The organism is Streptomyces muensis (genome assembly GCF_021474425.1).
GTDB classification, from domain to species: Bacteria; Actinomycetota; Actinomycetes; order Streptomycetales; family Streptomycetaceae; genus Streptomyces; species Streptomyces muensis.
On record NZ_JAKEIP010000455.1, the window covers coordinates 1 to 3812 of the forward strand.

Below are 3812 nucleotides of genomic sequence, written 5' to 3' on the forward strand. Positions count from 1 at the left end.
GTAGCAGGGGGCTGGTCGCGGGGGCGGTCGGGCAGGGGTTGGTGGGCTGCGGGTTGCGGTCGATGGGCTGCGAACCACGGTCGGCGGGACGCGAACAGCAGTCGATGAGCTGCGAACCGCAGTCGGCGGACCGCGAACAGCGGTCTGCGGTCTGCAGACCGCGGTCGGCAGGCCGCGGACAGAGGCCGGTGGGCTGCTTACACCGGTCGCTGCGGACCGCAGACCGCAGGCTGCGGACAGAGGCCAGCGGGCAGCGGACAGCAACCGCAGTCCGCAAACTGCGGACAGAGGCCAGTGGGCTGCGGACACCGGTCTCTGCGGGCAGCAGACTGCGGTCGGCAGGCTGCGGACAAGGACCGGCGGGCTACCGACACCGGTCGCTGCGGGCAGCCGGAAGCGGGCCGCACGTCGACTCCCAGGCGCCGCCCGCAAAGTCAGCCGCCCCTCCGACGCCGCTCCCGAGCCCGCCCCCTCCGAGCGCGTCAACATCAATCCCCCGCACACGCATTGACCTGACTAGACCACTCGACCTAGGTTCACCGGGCAGCCATCCCCGCGCCACAACGACGTGCGCCCGCAGGAGGTCATGCCCGTGCGCCCCACCGCCCGCCTGATCACCACCGCCCTCGTCCTCACCGCAGGCACCCTCACCGCATGCGGTGGCGGTTCCGGCAGTGATCCGGACACGATCAAGGTCTCCTTCAAGCAGTCCACGGACAACTCCATCAAGGTGATGGACACCTACCTCGCGGACATCAAGAAGCAGTTCGAGAAGGCGAACCCCGGCAAGAAGGTCGAGTTCGTACCCATCAAGGCCCCGGACTCGGAGTACTACACCAAGCTCCAGCAGATGCTCCGCTCCCCCAAGACCGCCCCGGACCTGGTCTACGAGGACACCTTCCTCATCAACTCGGACATCACCAGCGGGTACCTGAAGCCCCTCGACCCGTACCTCGCGAAGTGGAAGGACTGGGGACGGTTCATCGACACGGCGAAGGAGGCCGCCAAGGGTGAGGACGGGAAGACGTACGGCGTCCCGGACGGGACCGACACCCGGGGGCTGTGGTTCAGCAAGGACATCTTCGAGAAGGCCGGTCTGCCCGCCGACTGGCAGCCGAAGACCTGGGACGACGTCCTCGACGCCGCCCGCGCCGTCAAGGAGAAGGTCCCGGACGTCATCCCCCTCAACGTGTACACGGGCAAGCCCGTCGGCGAGGCCGCCACCATGCAGACGTTCGAGATGCTGCTGTACGGCACGAACGACGCCAGGACGGATCCGTTGTACGACAAGTCGTCCAAGAAGTGGATCGCCGGCAGCCAGGGCTTCAAGGACTCCCTCTCCTTCGTCGAGACCGTCTACAAGGAGAAGCTCGGTCCGGACGTCTCCGACGCCCTCGACCCCAACGTCATGACCCGCGTCCGCGGCGAGTGGCTGCCGCAGGGCAAGCTCGCCATCGCCCTGGACGGCTCCTGGCTCCCGCAGGACTGGCTGCCCGGCAGCGGGCATGAGTGGCCCGAGTGGTCGGACGAGCTCGGCCTCGCCGCCATGCCTACGCAGAAGGGTCAGGCTCCCGGCAAGGTGAGCATGTCGGGTGGCTGGACCTGGTCCATCCCGGCCAAGGCGGCCAACCCCGACCTCGCCTTCGAGTTCATCAAGACGATGCAGACCAAGGCGAACGCCCAGAAGTGGTACGTCGCCAACTCCGGCATCGCGGTCCGCGAGGACGTCGCCGCCGACCCCGCGTACATCGAGGCCCAGCCCGGCATCAAGTTCTTCACGGACCTGGTCGCCAGCACCCACTACCGCCCGGCCTACCCGGCGTACCCGAAGGTCTCCACCGCGGTCCAGGAGGCGATGGAGGGCGTGACGACGGGTGACATGTCGGTGGCGGAGGCGGCGAAGGGCTACGACGAGGAGCTGAAGTCGGCGACGGACGACCAGGTGATTCAGAAGTGAGCGCCGCCGGGACGGGGCCCCGCGGATGAAGCGAGCCCCTTCCCTCCCGCGCGACCACTCCCTTACCCGCGCCCGCGACCCACGCTTCCACTCCCTCCCTCACCTCCGCTCCCTCACCCGAGCCCTCCCCGTCGCCCCCGCCATCGTCCTCCTCGTCCTCTTCCTGGCCGGCCCCATCGCCTACTGCGCCTACATCGCCTTCACCGACCTCCAGCTCACCGGCCAGGCCGAGGACTCCTTCGTCGGTTTCGACAACTTCCGTGACGCCTTCGACGACGAGGCGTTCCGCAACGCGGTCTGGCTCACGCTCGTCTTCACCGTGATCTCCGCGCTGCTCGGCCAGAACACCCTGGGCCTGGCCCTGGCCGCGCTGATGCAGCGCGCGTCCAAGCCGGTCCGCACGCTGGTCGGTGCCGTCGTCGTCACGGCGTGGGTGCTGCCGGAGGTCGTCGCCGGATTCCTGCTCTACGCCTTCTTCCGTCGCGAGGGCACCCTGAACGCCATCCTGGACTGGCTCCATCTCCCCACCCAGAACTGGCTGTTCACCCTCCCGATCCTGGCGGTGTCCTTCGCGAACGTCTGGCGGGGAACGGCCTTCTCGATGCTGGTCTACTCGGCCGCGCTGGGCGAGATCCCCAAGGAGATCACGGAGGCGGCCGAGGTCGACGGCGCCGGCGGCTGGCGCCGTATGTGGCACATCACGCTCCCGATGATCCGCCGCTCCATCGGCACCAACCTCATGCTCATCACCCTCCAGACCCTGTCCGTCTTCGGGCTGATCTGGGTGATGACGAGGGGCGGTCCGGGCGGCAAGAGCCAGACGCTGCCCCTGTTCATGTACGAGGAGGCGTTCCAGAAGAGCATGATCGGTTACGGCACGGCGGTCGCCCTTCTGCTGCTGGTGGTGGGCTCGCTGTTCTCGGTGGTCTACCTGCGGCTGCTGCGAACGGAGGTCTGACGGCGTATGGCCTCCCGCACTGACCTCACCGCCCGTACCACCCGTACCACCCATACCGCCCGCACTCTTTCCTCCCGCCGCACCGTCCGCCGTCTCGCCGCCGACGCCGGTCTCCTGGTGGTGGCAGCGGCGTTCGTGCTCCCGCTGGCGTGGGTGGTCCTGTCCTCCCTGGACACCGACGCGAACCTCCAGGTGAAGCTCCCGGACGGGGTCACCCTGGACAACTTCGACGCGGTCCTGACCCCGGACATCACCTTCACCCCGCTGCTCAACAGCCTGCTCCTGTGCGGCGGGGGCACGGCGCTGACCGTCGTGTGCGCCGCGCTCGCCGCCTACCCCCTGTCCCGGTTCCGGTCCCGCTTCAACCGCCCCTTCCTGCTGACGATCCTGTTCGCGACGAGCCTGCCGATCACGGCGATCATGGTGCCGGTCTACGCCCTCTTCGTGCGGGTGAACCTGATCGACACCATGGAGGGGACGATCTTCTTCTTCGCCGCCTCCCAACTGCCGTTCGCCATCTGGCTGATGAAGAACTTCATGGACGGCGTCCCGAAGGAGCTGGAGGAGGCCGCCTGGACCGACGGGGCGTCGTCGCTCCAGTCGCTGGTGCGGGTCGTGCTGCCGCTGATGGGGCCCGGGGTGGCGGTGGTGACGGTGTTCTCGTTCGTGATGATGTGGGGGAACTTCTTCGTTCCGTTCATGCTGCTGCTCACACCGGACCAGATGCCGGCGGCCGTGAGCATCAACGAGTTCTTCGGAAACCGCGGGACCGTGGTGTACGGGCAGCTGGCGGCGTTCTCGATCATCTACTCGACGCCGGTGATCCTGCTGTACGTGCTGGTGGCTCGGCGGCTGGGGGGAGGGTTCGCGTTGAGCGGGGCGGTGAAGGGGTGATCG

General features: G+C 68.1%; 3 protein-coding genes. All 3 read left to right on the forward strand.

The annotated features are described in order from the left end of the window. The first annotated feature begins 586 nt into the window (after positions 1 to 586). From L0P92_RS42905 to L0P92_RS42915, 3 genes are read left to right on the forward strand one after another with little or no spacing between them, the layout of a single operon-like run. Positions 587 to 1957 (forward strand): extracellular solute-binding protein, encoded by a 1371-nt coding sequence (locus tag L0P92_RS42905; protein ID WP_234768557.1) that lies wholly within the window; start codon positions 587 to 589, stop codon positions 1955 to 1957. Between the two features lie 25 nt (positions 1958 to 1982). After that, a complete protein-coding gene (locus tag L0P92_RS42910; RefSeq protein WP_234768558.1) occupies positions 1983 to 2915 on the forward strand; it encodes a carbohydrate ABC transporter permease in 933 nt (310 codons plus the stop codon). Between the two features lie 6 nt (positions 2916 to 2921). Further along, positions 2922 to 3809, forward strand: coding sequence for a carbohydrate ABC transporter permease (locus L0P92_RS42915; protein WP_234768559.1), 888 nt, complete (start codon positions 2922 to 2924; stop codon positions 3807 to 3809). The last annotated feature ends 3 nt before the right edge of the window (positions 3810 to 3812 follow it).